General features: G+C 68.3%; 14 protein-coding genes and 3 pseudogenes. 9 read left to right on the top strand and 8 right to left on the bottom strand.

Annotation, left to right across the window (positions count from 1 at the left end; translation table 11 throughout):
* Positions 1–265: 265 nt before the first annotated feature.
* A pseudogene (locus tag ACWGH0_RS28510) lies at positions 266–1,245 on the bottom strand (IS5 family transposase).
* Between the two features lie 1,543 nt (positions 1,246–2,788).
* Here ACWGH0_RS28510 and ACWGH0_RS28505 point away from each other — a divergent pair.
* Positions 2,789–3,571 (top strand): IS5 family transposase, encoded by a 783-nt coding sequence (locus ACWGH0_RS28505; protein ID WP_453407117.1) that lies wholly within the window; start codon positions 2,789–2,791, stop codon positions 3,569–3,571.
* 17 nt (positions 3,572–3,588) lie between these two features.
* Here the strand turns inward: ACWGH0_RS28505 and ACWGH0_RS28500 are convergent, their stop codons facing one another.
* Together ACWGH0_RS28500 and ACWGH0_RS28495 are read right to left on the bottom strand one after the other, a co-directional pair.
* Positions 3,589–4,110, bottom strand: coding sequence for an SMI1/KNR4 family protein (locus ACWGH0_RS28500; protein ID WP_453407116.1), 522 nt, complete (start codon positions 4,108–4,110; stop codon positions 3,589–3,591).
* A 57-nt stretch (positions 4,111–4,167) separates the two neighbouring features.
* Positions 4,168–4,547, bottom strand: a pseudogene (locus tag ACWGH0_RS28495) (hypothetical protein).
* A 358-nt stretch (positions 4,548–4,905) separates the two neighbouring features.
* On the opposite strand from ACWGH0_RS28495, the gene ACWGH0_RS28490 reads away from it, so the two are divergent.
* The 3 genes from ACWGH0_RS28490 (at position 4,906) to ACWGH0_RS28480 (ending at position 6,616) form a co-directional block, all read left to right on the top strand.
* Positions 4,906–5,121, top strand: a complete 216-nt coding sequence (locus ACWGH0_RS28490; RefSeq protein ID WP_453407115.1) for a hypothetical protein — start codon at positions 4,906–4,908, stop codon at positions 5,119–5,121.
* Between the two features lie 524 nt (positions 5,122–5,645).
* Positions 5,646–5,879: a hypothetical protein gene (locus ACWGH0_RS28485; RefSeq protein ID WP_453407114.1), complete on the top strand. Its 234-nt coding sequence runs from the start codon at positions 5,646–5,648 to the stop codon at positions 5,877–5,879.
* A 125-nt stretch (positions 5,880–6,004) separates the two neighbouring features.
* The gene (locus ACWGH0_RS28480) at positions 6,005–6,616 is read left to right on the top strand and encodes a restriction endonuclease (protein ID WP_453407113.1); all 612 of its coding nucleotides are present in this window, start codon (positions 6,005–6,007) and stop codon (positions 6,614–6,616) included.
* Positions 6,617–6,848: 232 nt separating this feature from the next.
* On the opposite strand, the gene ACWGH0_RS28475 is transcribed toward ACWGH0_RS28480, so the two are convergent.
* From ACWGH0_RS28475 to ACWGH0_RS28460, 4 genes and pseudogenes are all read right to left on the bottom strand, one after another.
* Positions 6,849–7,043, bottom strand: a complete 195-nt coding sequence (locus ACWGH0_RS28475; protein ID WP_453407112.1) for a hypothetical protein — start codon at positions 7,041–7,043, stop codon at positions 6,849–6,851.
* A gap of 798 nt (positions 7,044–7,841) precedes the next feature.
* Entirely contained in the window at positions 7,842–8,717 is an 876-nt protein-coding gene (locus ACWGH0_RS28470; protein ID WP_453407120.1) for a CU044_5270 family protein, read from the bottom strand.
* A pseudogene (locus tag ACWGH0_RS28465) lies at positions 8,642–9,232 on the bottom strand (RNA polymerase sigma factor). Before ACWGH0_RS28465 ends, ACWGH0_RS28470 begins: the two are co-directional and overlap by 76 nt.
* A gap of 362 nt (positions 9,233–9,594) precedes the next feature.
* A complete protein-coding gene (locus tag ACWGH0_RS28460; protein WP_453407111.1) occupies positions 9,595–10,119 on the bottom strand; it encodes a GNAT family N-acetyltransferase in 525 nt (174 codons plus the stop codon).
* 578 nt (positions 10,120–10,697) lie between these two features.
* On the opposite strand from ACWGH0_RS28460, the gene ACWGH0_RS28455 reads away from it, so the two are divergent.
* The 3 genes from ACWGH0_RS28455 (at position 10,698) to ACWGH0_RS28445 (ending at position 13,945) form a co-directional block, all read left to right on the top strand.
* Positions 10,698–11,252 carry a SigE family RNA polymerase sigma factor gene (locus ACWGH0_RS28455; protein WP_453407110.1) on the top strand — a complete coding sequence of 185 codons (555 nt, stop codon included), beginning with the start codon at positions 10,698–10,700 and terminating at the stop codon, positions 11,250–11,252.
* Complete coding sequence (locus tag ACWGH0_RS28450) at positions 11,249–12,619, top strand: outer membrane protein assembly factor BamB family protein (protein ID WP_453407109.1); 1,371 nt, start codon at positions 11,249–11,251, stop codon at positions 12,617–12,619. The genes ACWGH0_RS28455 and ACWGH0_RS28450 overlap by 4 nt, the downstream gene beginning before the upstream one ends.
* Before the next feature lie 846 nt (positions 12,620–13,465).
* Positions 13,466–13,945, top strand: a complete 480-nt coding sequence (locus ACWGH0_RS28445) for a lamin tail domain-containing protein (protein ID WP_453407108.1) — start codon at positions 13,466–13,468, stop codon at positions 13,943–13,945.
* Between the two features lie 530 nt (positions 13,946–14,475).
* Here the strand turns inward: ACWGH0_RS28445 and ACWGH0_RS28440 are convergent.
* The gene (locus ACWGH0_RS28440) at positions 14,476–14,688 is read right to left on the bottom strand and encodes a DUF6207 family protein (RefSeq protein ID WP_453407107.1); all 213 of its coding nucleotides are present in this window, start codon (positions 14,686–14,688) and stop codon (positions 14,476–14,478) included.
* A gap of 241 nt (positions 14,689–14,929) precedes the next feature.
* Here ACWGH0_RS28440 and ACWGH0_RS28435 point away from each other — a divergent pair, with 241 nt between their 5' ends.
* Positions 14,930–15,589: an HNH endonuclease family protein gene (locus ACWGH0_RS28435; RefSeq protein ID WP_453407106.1), complete on the top strand. Its 660-nt coding sequence runs from the start codon at positions 14,930–14,932 to the stop codon at positions 15,587–15,589.
* A 78-nt stretch (positions 15,590–15,667) separates the two neighbouring features.
* Positions 15,668–15,979, top strand: a complete 312-nt coding sequence (locus tag ACWGH0_RS28430) for a hypothetical protein (protein ID WP_453407105.1) — start codon at positions 15,668–15,670, stop codon at positions 15,977–15,979.
* Positions 15,980–16,212: the final 233 nt, after the last annotated feature.

Here is a 16,212-nt window from a genome sequence, read left to right as displayed (position 1 = left end):
GTTACGAAGAATCCAGCTCCGACCCCACCTGATCAACGGCTGCCTCACCGCCACCGGCCTCAACCCACCGACCCCACCCTGAAAACCTCAGTAACTGACCAGCCGGGCAGTCACGGCCCCACCAGGCCGCACACCCGACAGGCAGAGCCACAACCACAGCCTCACAGGCGCCGGCGGGGCGACCGCGACCGATCCCATCGATCACGATCAGTAGGCTCCTTGCTCGTTACCGACCCACGCTTCTAGGGCCTGTGTGATGTCGTGATCATTCGGCGGTTTTGATCAGGTCGTCGATCCAGATCATTGCGGCGCGGAGGTGGAGGCCGGCGAGGTAGCTGTCAGGGCTCTTGTCGTAGCGGGTCGCGATGCCTCGCCAGGCCTTCAGCTTGTTGATCAGGCGCTCGACCGTGTTCCGTTCCTTGTAGAGGTCGGCGTCGTGGCCGACGGGCCGACCACCTCGTGAGCCCTTCTTCCTCCGGTTGGCGGCCTGGTCCTTATTCTCCGGGATGACCGCTTTGATGTTGCGTTTGCGCAGGTAGGAGCGGTTGCCGCGAGATGTGTAGGCCTTGTCGCCAGCGACTGCGCCGGGCATGGTGCGGGGACGGCCGACCGGCAGACGGACCCGCACCTTCTCGAGCACGGGGATGAACTGCGGGCTGTCCGCGGCCTGCCCGGAGGTCAGAACGAACGCGAGGGGACGGCATCTGCGGTCCGCGGCAAGGTGAACCTTGCTGGTGAGGCCGCCCCGTGACCGGCCGAGCAGGGCTTCCTGCAGGCAGAGCTTGCGTCGGCGCCGGATGCGCCGGCGCTCGGCCTGTCCGTTCTGTTCCTCCGTGCCGCCCTCTTCTGCCGGGCTGTTTCCTGTTCCTGCGCGGCTTCTTCCAGGGCCGACATGAGGTGCTTGCTGACGCGGAGCCCTGCGGCGTCGTGGTGGGCATGAACCGTGGTCGAGTCCACACTGACCAGCGACAAGTCCGTTCTTCCCGCCCGGGCACCCTCGGCGATCAGGCCTTCCAACAGGGCGGTGAACACACCGGCGTCCCGCCAGACGCGAAGGCGTCCGTAGACGGTGGCCCAGGGGCCGAACTCGGCAGGCATCTCCCGCCACTGGGTACTGGACCGGAACCGCCAGATCACACCCTCGAACTGCTCCCGCAACCGCTCCGGATACGGGCCGTACCTACCGATCGGCAGATACGGCTCGATGAACGTCCACTGGGCATGGGTGAGTTGCCTGCGCGTCACGACCACAGTCCTACCGGATCCTGCCCCTCGAACAGGGCAGAATCCAAGAGTGATCACGACATCACACAGGCCCTAGTAGACGTAGCGTGTCCACCCCTGCCCGGGGACATTCACTTCGTGACCTGAGCGGTTCACGTACGCCGTTCCGCAGTTGACGCGCACTGTCCCCGTCCCGGATATGGACCCGCTCGTCTTCTGGCTCTTGATGCCGTTGTGCGTGATGCACTCCACCCACGCGCGGACCTGACGGCTGCAGGGGTTGCTCCTAACGGTGACCGTCAAAGTATCTCTGCCAGAGACAGACCCCGAAGCACTGGTTATACAACTTGGATCCGCGCTGGCCGTGGACATAGCACCAGGCAGCACGGTGAACGCCATCCCAGCCACCATTCCGGTGACTGCCATTCGAACGAGCCTCTTGTTGGACCGCATCGAGTTGCCTCTCTCAAAACTATCGGTTGCAGCGCTGAGCCACTTGGTGAAGATCCAAGCGCGGACAGCAGAAAGGGGTCAAAGGAACCTGTTGAAGAGGTCACCCAGTGACCCGAAGACGCCTCAGACGCGTGGGCGCCGTCCTCGCGCTGCCAGCCGGTGTGGTGCGACGGTGCGTCGCACACGGCACCATGGAGTACGCGCATGCGTGCGGCGCGTGCACCCTGGCTTCGGCTTGTCAGGTGGGGCTGGTGTGTCGAGGATCAGGCCGGTGCCGGCTGTGAAGCCGTCGAGAGTGTGGGGTCGGGACTGGAAGCGTTAGAGCCGTCAGGGACAGGGGCTCCAAGTGGGTCGATTGCCATGACGGCTAGGTTGGCCAGGGCCAGCACAGCCGCTTATCCAGCCACGATCACCAGATGACGCAGGGCGTGCGCGGACTCGCAGTGGGCGTACTCATCGTCCCGGGGATGGAGTGATCGCCCAGCAGGAGCGCGTCGAACTCACCGCTCAACCGTTCCAGCCTTTCGGGCTGTTAGGGGAGCTCTTGCCCCGCGCAGCGTCACCCAGCCGGATTGGCCGAGCCAGATGCTGCAGGACTACTGGAGACTCCGCCTAGTGGTGCCACCAAGCTGCCCACCCGCTTCCCACCAGTACCTAGATCAAAGGGCCTCGCTGCGCCCCCTCGCCTTGGAAATCAGGGCAGAACCTACCCTTCTCCTTGGGATAAGTGTGGTGCGGCGTGCCTGCCAGGCTTGGCTGCGGGGGTTACTGGGTGATGAGGGGCCGGCGAATACCGCCGCCTGCGACGTCTGTCTCATGCGCTGGTATGGCCGCCGGGATCAGAAGCCGTTGTCGTAGCGATCTCGGTGAGCGTGGGTTCGATTGCGGCAGCTCCGTCGGGTGATCTTGCGGCGTGCCGTGCATGAAGGCAGGGCCTCTGGTGCAGCTCGGGTTTGTCGAAGACCATGAGCGCCTGGAGGCCCTGTTGCCGCAGTTGTACGCCCTCACGCCGGCCGGCTCCAAGTCCGCGGCTCGTACGTGTGACTGTCTCGCTCATCGGTTCGGGAGCGCCGGAGACCGGCCGTACAGGCGGCCGAGGTATCCGTCCGACATGAGCGACGCGCAGTGGGCGGTGGTGCGTGACGCGATGCCGGTCCCGGGGTGGTTGGAGGGCAGAGGCGGACAGCCGGAGGCCTACTGCCATCGTCAGATGGTGGACGCGGTGCGCTACCTGGTCGCGGGTGGCATCACTTGGCGGGCGATGCCCGCGGACTTTCCCGCCTGGGAGCGCGTCTACGCGTTCTTCCGGCGCTGGAGGAACAAAGGCCTGGTCGCCGAGTTCCACGACCGGTTGCGGGACCGGGTCCGCGAGGTCGCCGGCCGGGACCGGGAGCCGACCGCGGGCATCATCGACGCGCAGTCGGTGAAGGCGGCCGCATCGGTGCCGGCGGCGACGCGGGGGTTCGACGGCGGCAAGAAGGTGAACGGCCGCAAGAGGCACATCGTGGTGGACACCCTCGGGCTGCTGCTGGTCGTGGTGGTGACCGCGGCTTCGGTCACCGACCGCGACGCAGGGCAGACACTACTTGCCCGGCTGCATGAACGGCACTGGCGCATCGCACTGGTGTGGGCCGACGGCGGCTACACCGGGCGCCTGATCGATTTTGCCCGTGATGTTCTGCGGATCGGGCTGAGCGTGGTCAAACGCAGCGACGACACGGTGGGCTTCACAGTGCTGCCGAAGAGGTGGCTGGTCGAGCGAACGTTCGCGTGGCTGATGCGCTCACGCCGACTCGCCCGCGACTACGAAGGCCGCACCGACACCTCGGAAGCGATGATCCAGTGGTCGATGAGCATGGTCATGAGCCGCCGACTCGCCCGGCGAACACGCTGATTCCACCCTGTTCAGGTTCAGGGCAGGGGTTCGTAGAACGGACGGTCAGGCGCGAGGTTACGCGAACACACCGTCACGTCCTCACCTCTGAGATATGCCAGCAGCCATTCACTGAACGTCATCTCATGGAGAGTCCAGGCCGGACTGTCAAGCTCCTGAACCAGGATGCGCCAGGGCGACGAGGGTCCGTCTGGAACACGAAGGAAAACCCATTCTCCCGTCGTGGCCGACGCCACCGGCATCAACTCCCCGGGACCCGCTCCTGCCGGACTGGGCAGGAACTCCGCCATGTCCTCTTCCCGCCACATCTCAAGATTCCCCCTGACGGTTTCTCCTAGACTGTGCAAAAGGTGACCGGCGGGGTGCTTTAGGTACAGCTGCCCGTTGATCTCGATCGAGCCGTAGGCGTTCACTATCTCGCGGAAGTCGGCAGGGAATTCGATGCCGAACTCCCGCTCCATCTCGATCCATGGCGCCGGATCCGACCAGTTGAACCGGGGCTCACCCAACAGGGCCTTGACCTCCGAAAGCGTTGCCATCACCGAGCCCCTTCTCCCGGGTTCCGGGCGTCCCGGCCGGAACCCCGCCCCGGTAGCCTACGAGTCACCGAGCTGCCCGGTGACCATGGTGAACGCCCCCGGGCGTTCCTCGGCCAGCCAGCCCCGCGCGACCAGGCGCTTCGCCTTCGACCGACCCCCTCGACCTTCGCGGGGACCGCGTCCAGCCCGAGCGCCACTGCCAGCTGCCGACAGTCCATCGTCTCCCCACCCCCGGTCCCGCCAGCCAGGACATCCACGAGTCGGCGGTAGTCCGGCGCAAGCACACCGACATCGAGGCCATCTCTCCACACCGGCACGACCGATCCCGGCACAGCCGCGGTGGTCCGCGCCGGCCGCTCGCTTGCCACGACCGGCGGCACCTCATTGCCTCCGCGCACCTCAGTTAGGACCAGTCCGACCGTCTCCCGGGCGATCACGAACCGCTCTCACACGGCCTCCGCCTCGCGCAGCTCGGCCTGCAGAGCTTCCACCCGCTGCCGAGCGGCACGCTCGCGCTCCTCCAACAGCCCCACGACAGGCGGCATTCCGGCACCTCCACCGCAGAGACGACATGGCACTTCGTTTCTGCCGCCGGCGCCACGGCCCTATGCCTCACCAGCGGGAAAACACCCGCCACTCTCGGAAAGACAACGGCTTCTCAGACCCGGTCCAGCAACGCCCCGCTGCACCTGATCGGTTCGCTGGCGCCCGTGCCCCGTGCCCCGTGCCGCGGTCGTGCACGGTTTGAGCCGGCGTCTGGCCTGTTACTCCGGGCCCCGTGCCCGTACGAGGAGCGTGCCCAAGCCTTCTGAGCTCGGCGGGGGGCAGGATACGGGCGTCGATGTTGCTGAAGCCGTGCCGCTGGAGGAGATCTGCCCAGGCTTCGGGGCTGTACTGCCAGCGCAGCACGGTCAGCTCGCGCTCTCGCCCTCGAGCCATTTGCCGCGCATCGGCTGCGCCCCGTACACGTCGGGGACCGGCTCGGTCTGGCTGAAGGCGAAGATCCCGTGAGGGGCCAGGGATCTTGGCGGTCCGCGACCGGCCGGCCATCCGGCAAACCGTCAGCGACCTGCGCTCACGGCACAGCCAAGTAGCAGGGGTGCGCAAGCTGGTCACGGCCGTCGGAAGGGCCGCCTGATCTCATCTGCTGCGGTGTGCGGCCCTGCGCAACGTGCGAATGGAGCGCAGGGCCGCAGCCGCCAGTCCTGTCTGAAAGACGGCCTTCCGCCAGACCGTACGACGGCGAACAGGCAACAGCGCGCTGAACCCGGCCGAACGGGCGTGTCAGCCGCCCAGCAGGGTCAGCAGCACGCCGCATCCGGGCGGCGGGCCGCAGCCAGGGACAGGGGGCGCTGCCCCACGGGTTACGGGTCGGCCGGGCCGCCGCGCCGTGGTGATGCGGCACCGCTCACCTGCGGGATCCGGCCAGCAGGTCGTTTTACTGCCAATGACACGCAACTAGGGCGCGTCGGCGTGAGGGTCGGGCTACACAAGAGGACTGGGGCGGGCGTCCGCCGCCCCTCCTGAAGGCGGTCATGCTCTGGTGGGGGGTCTGGCGGTTGCTGACGATCAATGTGGCGGTGCTGCTCGCGGTCATCGCCTTCTTCCGGCTGCGCCGCCGTACGCAGGCCCGCAGCCGAAACGAGGAGAGGACCACTGCCCTCATCATCCTGGCGCTGGGCGTGCTGCTCGCTCCCACCCCGGTCGGCCAGGGAATCCTGGACATCCTCGGGCAGTTGGCGACCGGCGTCACCCAGGCCAGCCGATGAGCTCCCCTACGCGCAAGACGCGCAAGAGGCGGCCGGCCACGGCAAGGCGTGCGCCGGCGCGGCGGCGGACCCGCAGGCCAGAGAAGCGGCGCCAGCGTGCGGAGGACCGTCTGATCGGGGGCCTTGTGGCCGCGGTCCTGGCCGTCGCCCTGGTGGTGGCCGTCGTGAACTGGCTGCTCGCCCATTGGTGGATTTTCATCGTCTTCGCCGCACTCGCGGCGGCGGCCGGCGCCGGCTGGCTATATCAACAGCAGCAGAAAGCGCGGTGGGAAGCGGTCCGCGCGCAGGGCCTGCGCTACGAGCTGTCCCAGCTGGACGCCCTGCACCACTCGCGGTTCGAGGAGGCGGTGCGGGACCTGATGCGCCGCGACGGCTGCCCGAACGCGGTCCGCGTCGGAGGCGGCGGGGACCTGGGCGCTGATGTGAAGGCCACCGACCCCTACGGGCGCCGCTGGGTGATCCAGTGCAAACACCGGCGCAACGGCTCCTCTGGTTCCCCGGTGGGCACACCGGACCTTCAGGTCCTCAACGGCACCGCCCGACAGGTCCACGGCGCCGACATCGCGGTGATCGTGACCAACGGCCGGGTCACCGCACCTGCCGTGGCCTTCGCCAAGCAGCAGCGCCTGCATGTGGTCGACCGCCACACCCTTGCCGTGTGGGCGTCCGGCTCACGCCCGGTGTGGGAGCTCCTGCGGGCTGTCCCGCCGCCTCATAAGCCGACCGCCCGCTCCTGACCTGGCCGCCGACCGCGCTTCGCGCGGCGTTCCCGGCGAAGTAGTCATAGTCCACACCCGGCTTTGCGGTAGGTCTTCACCATCCGCGCGAAGTTCTCCGACCAGGTCCGGCTGCCTTGTCTCCGTGTGGAAGGCGACGACGGTGACGTGCGCGCTCATCCGGGGTGAGAAGGCTTGGAACCGGGCCAGGTAGGCGCGCAGCGAGCTGGGCACTCCGGCCGCTCATCTCTGGTCAGAGGGCGTCGGGGATCAGCTCTCCTTCGGCAAGCTGGAGGTGCCGGCCGTCACCGAACATCTCGGCAAGGGTCGTTGCTGGGTATTCGATGGGTTCGTGACGTCCCTCCAGTGGGACTCGCGCCCGCCACTGGGTGCCGCCGTGTTCGACGATGACGTCGGCCCAGGAGCGGGAGGGAGCGGTGATCTCCATCAGGCGGGCGCCGTGGCTGGAGAAAAGGTCCAGCTGAGTGGCGAGCTGCTGGACCAGCCAGACCAGGTGGGTCCAGGGGGGCGAGGGCGCGAAGGGTGTGTAGTCCCAGATCTGGCGTTCGGTGTCGTCGTCGGGGACGGGGCCGACGGCATAGAAGGGAATGCGGTCCTCTGGCTGGTCAGGGGGCTGAGGGTGAAGCGGCGGTTAGTGAGCTCGATCTGCTGCAGCTCGAGGCCTTGGGGGCCGAGCCGGAAGGCGGGCGAGGCCACACGCAGTAAGAAGCGGGCTTCGGCACCACCGCCCTTCTCACCCTGGCCTGCACCACCGGTGGTACCGGCCACGGGCGGGAGGGGAGAGTAGGAGGCGGCGTAGTGCTCGGTATCGCTCATGTCGGCTGTGCTTTCCAAGGAAGAGGGACGCCGCCCTGAGCCTACCCAGCCCAGGGCGGCGTGCCTTGGTTCCGCGTCGCCCCGGGGGCGTACGACCACGACCACCAAAGAGGAAACCGCCACAACCGCGCACGGCTGACCAGAACTCCGAAATGCCGGGGCCGCGCTACTTTTGAGCGTGCGGGCCCCGGCCGACCCCCCTGGCTGTGCCGGATCTCCATGCCTTGAGCTGCCCGGGCACCGGGCGCACGCTGACGGCATCGGGCGGACGGACCCTCGTCGACTTCATCCTGCGCCACCAGCCACCAGCCACCAGCCACCAGCCGGCGGCCTGGCCGCCCCCTTGGTCTGGCGGAGGCCCGGTCCAGCAGGGGCAGCTAATGGCGCTTGGTCCCGCTGTGATCTCAACTCAGAGGCCGTAGGGGGCCTTGGGGCGCTGCTTCAAGTGGTCGACGATCGCCCACTCCACCGTGTGCGACAGCTGGATGTACGTCCTGCCGGAAGCGGTAGACCCCTCGCTGCGGAACCCTAGGAATGCGTAGGATTTCGCATCGAAGATGAGGTAGCTGCCCTTTTGGGCTCCCTTTCCGGTGTAGGCGATGCCCACTCCGGTGCGTCCGGCGGAGTCCTTCACGCCCGGGATCGTCTTGGCTCCGGGCACCAGGGCCAGTGCCTCGTACGCGGAGGGACGCATCCCCGGGGGCAGTACCGGCTGCTTCAGGAGTTCGCCGAGCAGGAATTGGGCGTGCCACCAGTCGTCGCCGGAGAGGTCGTGGATCGATTGGTCGGTCGTGCCGTGGGCGGAGATGATGGCCGGAACGAGCTTTTCCGGTTCGGTGGGGAGTTTTTTGAGCTTGTGCCACTCCCGGGGAGGCCACACGGAGCTGCCGTCCGGCTCTTCCCAGATCACGTTGCCGCGTTCCATGGTCAGGGAGCGCTTGGAGCCGTCCACCGAGTCCCAGTTCACGTCCACGAAGGTCTTGACCTTGCCGGTCTTGCAGTCCGTTTCCTTGATGATCCGCTTGGAGTAGATGAACTGGTCGCCGCGCGGCGCTACGGGCGTCTCCTGCTGGCCCGCGTACGCAGCCGCCCCGTTCAGCACCTTCGCAGCGGCGGTGTTGCGCATCTGCGGGGCGGCCGTGCGCGCGCGGTCGGGGCCTTCGCCCTCGGTGGTGATCAGCACCGCCGTCCCCGTGATCGCCACGGCGATCACCGCGGCTGTCGCGAGGCGTAGCGTGCGGCGGCGGCTGGGTCCGGTGTCGGGGTGGTGCTGCGTGCGTGTGATCGTGTTGAGCAGTCGGTGCCGGGCGTGGCCACCTCCTCGTAGCCGAGACCACCCCACGCTACCAGCAGCAGCACGTCCCGGTGCCGCGCGGGCAGTTTGGCCAGTGCCGCCGCCAGTTCGCGGCGTACGGCCTGTGCCCCCACCCGGGCTGCAGCCCGGTCGGCCAGCGGCTCCTCGTGGTCGGCGGGAGCCGGGACGCGGGCCAGGGGCCTTGAACCGGCGGGCCTCGGCCCGCCGGTGCCGGCCGACCAGGTTGGTCGCTATGCCGAACAGCCAGGGCCGGGCGCTGTCGCCCGTGGCCCGCGCGGGGTCGTACCGGTGCCGCTGCTGGAAAGCAATGGTGAAGGTCTCCGCCATGAGGTCGTCGGCCGGCTCGCCGCCGAGCCTACGGGCCGGTGTACCGCATCCGCGTGCCGGTCGAAGAGCACGGCGAACGCCTCGGGCTCATCCCGGGACCGCGCAACTACCGAGGCATCACTGTCCACCCCTGTGCGGACGCCTGGGTCGACGGTCATCGGGGCTCCTCTCGTCCTGAAGAACGCTTCGAAGGATTGGGCTTTCATCTCCCCTTCGCCCTTCGCCCCCGGCGAGTTCCATCGGGCTCCCGGCCGCCGGTCCCCAGTGCTGCGCCGCGGTAGATCCGCGGGCAGCAGTCACCGTTGGCGAAGTGATGGTCGGTGTCCACCGCGTCGATCACGCTGTAGGACCGGTACACGCCGATGACCGCACCCGCTCCGATCAGTACGGCGGGGATCGAGGCCGCTGGGGCGTACCAGTGACGGCCGGGCCGGAGGTCGTTCGCCGATGTCCGCGGCGGCGTGAGGGTTGGCGAGAAATGACGGCGGTGCGGTGATCGGGCACGGCCCGATGTCTGGGCTCAGCTGCAGTCGTGGGCCTCGCGGGTCATAGGCAGGGTTGGCATTCTTCCTCGCCAGAGGTAACGCTCGCCTGCCATCTCAAAGCCGTGGCGTTGGTAGAACCGGATGGCCCGTTCGTTGTAGTCGGCGACCCCCAAACGGATGCGTGAAGCCCCTGTCCAGGTGAGGAACTCGGTCATCATGCAGCCACCGAGTCCGTGCCCCTGGGCGTGGTCCAGCAGATACATCGGTCCGAGGGTGACCGATCCCGGGTCGTCCTGATGGCCACAGAGATAGCCGACGATCTCCGTCTCGGACCGGACGACACGGCAGAAGTGCGGGGCAGGGTGCTGGTTCGCCACCTCGATGAACTCTCGCCACTGCGTGATGCCTTCCGCAGTGGCGGACGAACCGCGGTGCTCACGGATCCAGGCCTCATCGACCCCCGCGTCCGCGTTGAGGTAGTTCTCCAGCCAGTTCCGCAGATGCAAGGGCCCCAATACCGCGGCATCGTCAGGGTGAGCGGCAGTGATCACATAGGCCATGTCGGATGATACTCGTGCACTGGCCAAGTCGCTGTGCAACTAGCCCCGACAGACGCAGCCGAGAAGGGGCCACCCTCACGATCGGCCTGTGGCACGCCCTGGCTCAACTTCATCACACCCATCCCGGCCCCGTGGGCTGCGTCCCGCCAGCACCCCCTCGGCGCCTGGCAGACGGCGACGCCGGCACCATCCAGCTCTGGGACACGACCACCCAACAGCCCCTCGGCGACCCGCTCCCTTCCCCCCCCGGCGAGCCCATCGCCTCCCTCGCCTGCAGCCCCGACAACACCACCCTCTTCGCCCACGGCACGCACGTCCCCCTCCACCGCCGCACCGTCCTCCGCCGTCCGCACCATCGACCACGTCTGCGCCCGCGCCGGAACGAGGACCTGACCCGAGCCGAGTGGGACACGTACGTACCGGACGCGCCGTACCGCAGGGTGCGAGATCAGCGGTTGCGTGTCACTCTCCCGGGGTGTCCCCGGGGACACCCCGGGGCGGACGCGCGATCTCACTCGATGAGGGATAGCCGTGGGCTGCTCATCACGTCGTGAGGGTTGCCAAGAAAGGGAGGGTTGATGAAGGCGTCGAGTCACGACGAGTTCCAAGAGTTCGTAGCAATGCGCTCCACCGCGCTGCTGCGGCTCGCGGTGCTGCTCACCGGAGGGGACCGGCATGGAGCGGAGGATCTGCTGCAGATCGCGTTGATGAAAGTGTATGGACGCTGGTCGAGCATCGAGCAGCCCGAGGCGTACGTTCGCCAGGTCATGTACCGCCAGCAGGTCAACCGCTGGCGGCTGCGAAGACACCGCGCGGAGACGACGGTGCCCGTACTGCCCGAGTCGGGCACCCACGCCGACGCCGGGGCGGAGTCCGAACTGCGGATCTCGCTGTGGGCGGCGCTCGGCCGACTGACGAAGCGCCAGCGGGCCGTGGTCGTCCTGCGCTACTTCGAGGACCTGCCGGAGGCCGAAGTCGCGGCGCTGCTGAGGTGTCCGGTCGGGACCGTGCGCAGCACGGCGTACAGGTCGCTCGCCAAACTCCGGGTCCTCGTACCGGAACTGGGCCCCGCGGGGCTCGCGGAAGAACAGGAACGGCAGCTCAGTCTTACGCCGAAGGGGGCCCAGGGATGACGACGGAACAGGTGGAGCAGAAGGTCCGGGAGACTCTGCACGCTGTCGACCTGGGCCGGGTACGGGCGCCCGGCGATTTGGTCGAGAAGGTGGTGCGGCGGCGCGCCCGACGCCGTTTCTCGCAGGTGGCGGGGACGACGGCGGCCGTGGCCGCGATCACCGCGGGGGCGGTGCTCGGCTTCGGGGGCGGCGGGATGACCGACCAGGACCGGCCGGCGCGGCCGGCGGCGTCGCCGGAGAGCTGGAAGCCGTGGCGGATCAGCGTCCCGGGCGCCGCTGAGCAGGGCTGCCTGGTGGACGGTTCCGCGCTGTACTGCGCCGGGTTCAAGTACGACGCCGCGAAGTTCGACGCGGACACCGGCGAGCGGTTGTGGACGGTCAAGGTCAACGGCGGGGGCGGCGGGCCCGGCCACCCGATCGCCGTGCGCGACGGCGTGCTCTACGGCTACCGCAACCACACCGCCGACAAGCAGCCGAACGGCAACTACGCGGGCGGCACCGACCTGATGGCGGTGAACACCGACACCGGCAAGGTGCTGTGGACGGTGGAGCTGGCGAGCGACAACCGCGACGACCAGGCTGTCCTGCTCATCGACGGCGCGGTACTGGCCAACACCCCGACGGACCGGACGCTGTCGGCCGTCGATCCGCGGACCGGTGAGGTGAAGTGGCGCCACACCTGGGGCAAGGGCATCTGGTGCGACCGGACGGTGTTGTACGGTGTCCCCTACCTCCTGTGCTCGCCGGAGACCAAGAAGCCGCGCGACACCGACGTCTTCCGTCTCGACCCCGCCACCGGACGGGCCGAGAAGGTCACGGCCCTCTCCGGCAGGCAGGAAATCATCGGGATCTCGGGGGACCGGATGGCCCTGGTCACGGTGCCGCCCCGGGTAAGCAAGACCCTCGCGCAGGGGGCCCGGGAAAGCAAGAACCTGGTGCTGACCCTCGTCGACAGCTCGGGGAAGCAGACCTCACGGCCCTATCGGGTCGAGGGGGCGACGGCCACCAGGAAAGTCGTCGGTGATCGTCTGATCTCCGTGTCCTTGGAGGGCAAGGCCTCCTCCTACTCGCTCAAGACCGGAAAGACCCTGTGGACCGCCCCGGTCGGCGTCAAGATGCCCGAGGGGGAGGAGATCTGGAACGGCATCGCCTCTCCCGTGGTGTCGCCGAGCCAGAACGTCGTGTACTTCCTCGGCACGGCCGGCGATCTGTCCGGCCTCGATGTGCGCACGGGCGAGCAGCTCTGGCGCGGTCACGTCGACGTCGGCAAGAACGGGTACACGCCCCAGGTCCTGCTCTACGAGGACGTACTGATCGCCCGTAACGGCAGCAAGATGGTCTCCCTCCTGCCACACGTGGGCGACTGACCGCAAGAGCACGTGGGGTAGTAGGGGGGAGCGGCCGGTGTGGGCGGGGTTACTGTCATGCTTACGTCATGGCAAGTACCGCCGAGCGTCACCGAGGCCTGGGGACTGCCCAACGGCGCTTCGAACAGGCCGAACAGCGGCTCGGCGATGCCCCGTTGCCCCCCGCCCGGTCGCCCACTACCTCGCCGGTGAGCCTGGCCTGGGCGGACGGTTGCACGGCCCGCCATGGCCGGTGTCCGTGGCGAGGGCAGGATCCGAGAAGGGGCGGCCGGCCTAGGGAGCCGCTGGGAATCGGCTGGCCTGTTTGTGCAGCACACGGCCCGTGTGCGTCGTCGCGGAGCGGGTTGGTCGGCTTCTTGCTGGCCGGGGGAATGGGCATCGGTTTCGGGGGCAGTCGCTGGTCAGGGCGGGCTTCCGCGGTTGTTCCTCCGGCGCTGCAGGAGCCGCCCGTCCTCTTTCGTCGTGCGTTTCTGCGGTGTCCGTGCGGGTGTGCGAAGAAACGTGCAGAAGGCCTGTTACAAAGATCTGGCCCTGCGGGTGGGGTGGTGTGGGGGGTGGCGTGTGGGGTCGTGCGCCGGAGCACGCAAGCGCTTTCTGTTTACAGTTCAACGGGTGGGTGTAGTTGTCAGTGAATGTCAGGCTCACGGCTAACTGTCCATTCATGCGCTATGCATGCGCGTGTTACGGAAATGTCCGTAATCGGTAACTGGGTGTCAGGCGCACCCCAACGGCCGGTGCCGGCGGGCCAGAGTTTGGGTCCTCGGCACCGACAGGGGGCCGGGACCCGCACCGCACCACCAGCCGTGTCTCGGCCGGTGGTGCACATGATCTGAGGGGACATCACTCATGTCTGCTTCTTCCGCCCGTCGTTTGGCCGCCTCCGTTCTCGCGGCCGGCGCGATCGTTTCCGCCGCCGCTCTGCCGGCCATGGCCCACGACCGTGATGAGGACCGGCAGCAGCGCCGCTCGGGCGTCGAGATCAGCGCCGTCCAGGCCGACAGCCCCGGCTTCGACAACCGCTCGAACCGGTCGCTGAACCGCGAGTGGATCGAGATCACCAACAGCCACCGCCGCGCGGTCAACCTGGACGGCTGGACCCTGCGCGACCGTGACGGCAACCGCTACCGCTTCGACCACGTACGCCTCGCCGGCCGCGCGACGGTCCGTATCCACACCGGTGTCGGCCGCGACACCCGCACCGACCTCTACATGGACCGTCACCACTACATGTGGGACAACCGCTCCGACACCGCGACCCTGCGCAACGACCGCGGCCACACCGTGGACACCGAGTCCTGGGGCCGCGGCGGCCACCACCGCGGCTGACCACACCGCCCGCACCTGACCACAGGCATAAGGGCACCACGGGGCGGCACGCCAACGGCGCGCCGCCCCCTCGTGGTTACGCCCCGAAAATGTTCCTGCCATGCCGTCCGACGGGGCCCGGCGCACGATCGCCCCGGGCGGAACCGGTCTGGGGCGGGGTACGAGGTCACGCTCCTCTCACCCGGTAGTGAGGGAGGGTGAGCGCTGCACTGCGGGAGGGCGGCGACCGCGTACCGGGTCGAGCAGTAGCGCCTGGCTGAGCGCAGTCGCGCACGCGAGCCCCCGCACCGGTGTGCGCCGACCGCAGAGTGACGTTCACCCGGCTGCTGGAAGGCAGGCCGCCCCGACTGGGGCAGGAACAGGACCCTGCACCCGTGCGTCACGTGGAAGGGCCGGACCGCCGACGCCGCGCGCCAGGACCGCACAGACCCATGTGTGAGACCCGGCAAGCGCGCTCGGAGGGCCAGCGGTTGGTTGTCGGTCTTTCGTACCTGGACCTGCCCCCGGGGGACGAAGCGGGGGCGGCACCGTTACATCATCGTGCCCGGGCGTCGGATGTCCGCATAAATGCGGGCCTTCACCCCGGGAACGCCGGGCTCGCGGCGTACCGGGGCAACGCCGGAGGTGGCCCACCATTCCCCGAGACTGGCCATGACAGCGTGGACGGTTGCCTCGTCGGCAGCGGTGATGTCCAGGACGACGAGGCCGGGCTGCCTGACGTGCTGTTCGTCGATTTTCTCCATACTTCTGGCCGACGCTGCCCGGCCTCCAGCGGTTCGCAGGGCGCTCGTATTCCACCCGTATGTGTCGTCAGGCCTGCCTGTGCGGCGAGCCGGCTTGTGCCGGATGGCAGTTGGCTCGCTTGCGAAGACAGTGAGTGGCGGGGCTGCGGCATCGTTTCTGCGGTGAACCGCACCACCCGGGCGAGTGAGCAGCCCGGCGTCTTGGGCAACCGGTGGCCCATACAGCGCTATCCATACATTTGTGATCAAGAACCTGCTGCGCGCCGCTACGGCTGCCGCGCTCGCCGTCCTGCCCGTCACCATGTCCTCGCCGGCGCGCGCCGCCGAGACGCTTCCGCTCAACGTGGCGGTCCACGAGCTCGAGACCGCCGATGAATCCCGCCAGGGCTACACGCGCGACAAGTTCCGCCACTGGAACACTGGCCAGAACCCCACGGACGGCTGCAACACCCGCAACGAGGTTCTGATCGCGGAGGCCATCGAGCCCCCAACGGTCGGCCCCGGGTGCAAGCTGACCGGGGGAACCTGGTGGTCGTACTACGACGCGACCACCGTCTTTGGCCCCTCGGGCCTGGACATCGACCACATGGTGCCCCTCGCCGAAGCATGGGACTCCGGCGCATCAGCCTGGAGTGCGCAGCGCCGCGAGGCATACGCCAACGACCTGGGCGCCCCGACGTCGCTGGTCGGCGTCACCGCCCGCTCCAACCGCAGCAAGTCCGATCAGGACCCCGCCACCTGGATGCCGCCCACCGGCGAAGTCCACTGCCAGTACGCCGCGGAATGGACCGCAACCAAGCTCCGCTGGAACCTGGCCGTCGACCCGCAGGAACAAGCCGAACTGCTCGACCTGGCCGAACAGTGCCCGACCACCGAAGTCCACTTCGAACCCGCCCCATAACCCCACACCCCGCCCCCTGGCCGACTCACGGCCATACGGGGCCTTCTCAACCAGCTCACCCATCGAACAGGAGACGTCATGCGCCGAACTGCGCGACCGCTACTGAGCATCGCTGCGCTCCTTGCGGCCACCGCCATCGCCCCAGTCCTCACAGCCGCCCCCGCGCACTCGTCGCAGGTCCAGGTCATGGGCACCGCGCCGTCCTGCGTCAAGAGGGACGTCATCAAGCACCAGAAGTACGTGAAGGTCACCAATACGTGCAACGAGGCGATGCACCTGAAGGTGGTCATCGACTGGGGCCCCGACTCCCGCTGCCTGACCTACCAGCCGGGACACCAGTGGGAGTGGAACTGGAGCCGCGGCTCCTACGGCAAGGTCGTCACCTGCTGACCGGAGCCCGCCCAGCCCGACGGCCCGCTCGCCCTGGTCCAGCAGTTCATGGACGCCCGCCAGGGCGACGAGCTGGAACGGGTGACCGGTCCCACGGTGGACCACATGCACACCGCGCTCACTCCGTGAACCACACCCGGGCGACGTCTTGTCCGCGATGCGGAACTGGTCCCGCCCAAGGGACTGCCGATGGGACACCTGGAGCAGCGCAGCACACGCTTCTACCGAATCTC

Source organism: Streptomyces sp. NPDC054887 (assembly GCF_053610585.1).
Note: the sequence above shows the minus strand (reverse complement) of the source record. Positions and strands in the feature narration are given on the sequence as shown.

Coding starts and splice junctions, on each gene's coding strand:
- ACWGH0_RS28475 (WP_453407112.1), bottom strand. CDS start 7,043: ATGGAGATCACCGCTCCCTCCCGCTCCTGGGCCGACGTCATCGTCGAA.
- ACWGH0_RS28440 (WP_453407107.1), bottom strand. CDS start 14,688: ATGGAGAAAATCGACGAACAGCACGTCAGGCAGCCCGGCCTCGTCGTC.
- ACWGH0_RS28485 (WP_453407114.1), top strand. CDS start 5,646: ATGCTCTGGTGGGGGGTCTGGCGGTTGCTGACGATCAATGTGGCGGTG.
- ACWGH0_RS28455 (WP_453407110.1), top strand. CDS start 10,698: ATGAAGGCGTCGAGTCACGACGAGTTCCAAGAGTTCGTAGCAATGCGC.
- ACWGH0_RS28460 (WP_453407111.1), bottom strand. CDS start 10,119: ATGGCCTATGTGATCACTGCCGCTCACCCTGACGATGCCGCGGTATTG.
- ACWGH0_RS28450 (WP_453407109.1), top strand. CDS start 11,249: ATGACGACGGAACAGGTGGAGCAGAAGGTCCGGGAGACTCTGCACGCT.
- ACWGH0_RS28430 (WP_453407105.1), top strand. CDS start 15,668: ATGCGCCGAACTGCGCGACCGCTACTGAGCATCGCTGCGCTCCTTGCG.
- ACWGH0_RS28500 (WP_453407116.1), bottom strand. CDS start 4,110: ATGGCAACGCTTTCGGAGGTCAAGGCCCTGTTGGGTGAGCCCCGGTTC.
- ACWGH0_RS28445 (WP_453407108.1), top strand. CDS start 13,466: ATGTCTGCTTCTTCCGCCCGTCGTTTGGCCGCCTCCGTTCTCGCGGCC.
- ACWGH0_RS28505 (WP_453407117.1), top strand. CDS start 2,789: ATGAGCGACGCGCAGTGGGCGGTGGTGCGTGACGCGATGCCGGTCCCG.